Origin of the sequence: Shewanella sp. TB7-MNA-CIBAN-0143, from assembly GCF_040310065.1 — a bacterium.
Lineage (GTDB): Bacteria > Pseudomonadota > Gammaproteobacteria > Enterobacterales > Shewanellaceae > Shewanella.
This window is the reverse complement of record NZ_JBEOPL010000065.1, coordinates 1-497: the sequence shown is the minus strand read 5'-3', so window position 1 is coordinate 497 and position 497 is coordinate 1. Positions and strand designations below refer to the sequence as shown.

1 protein-coding gene is annotated in these 497 nt (G+C 46.9%); it reads left to right on the top strand.

What is annotated here, in order from left to right:
* Positions 1 to 497, top strand: a 497-nt coding sequence (locus tag AAEY97_RS21150) for a reverse transcriptase domain-containing protein (RefSeq protein WP_351001300.1), incomplete at both ends; no start/stop codon positions are given.

Here is a 497-nt window from a genome sequence, read left to right as displayed (position 1 = left end):
GGTATCCCATGCATGATAGACAGAGCACAACAAGCGCTCCACCTTCTTGCATTAGAGCCTATATCGGAGACGCTTGCCGACCCTAACAGCTATGGATTTAGACCCAATCGTAGCACTGCTGACGCAGTCGATCAGTGCTTCAAATGCTTGGTTCAAAAGAAATCAGCGCAATGGGTTCTTGAGGGAGACATCAAATCCTGCTTCGACAAAATCGGGCATCAATGGCTAATTGATAACATCGCCATCGATAAACGTATGTTGGAACAATGGTTAAAGTCTGGTTTTATGAACAAAGGGCTGTTTTATCGTACTGATGAGGGCACGCCACAAGGAGGAGTTATATCCCCCACCTTGATGCTAATGACTCTTGCTGGACTTGAGCAGCGCATAAAGTCTACAGCACTCAAAAAGGGTGCCAGAGCCAACTTTATTGGATACGCCGACGATTTCGTCGTCACCTGCGCTTCAAAGGAAGTGCTCGAGAACGATATCAAACC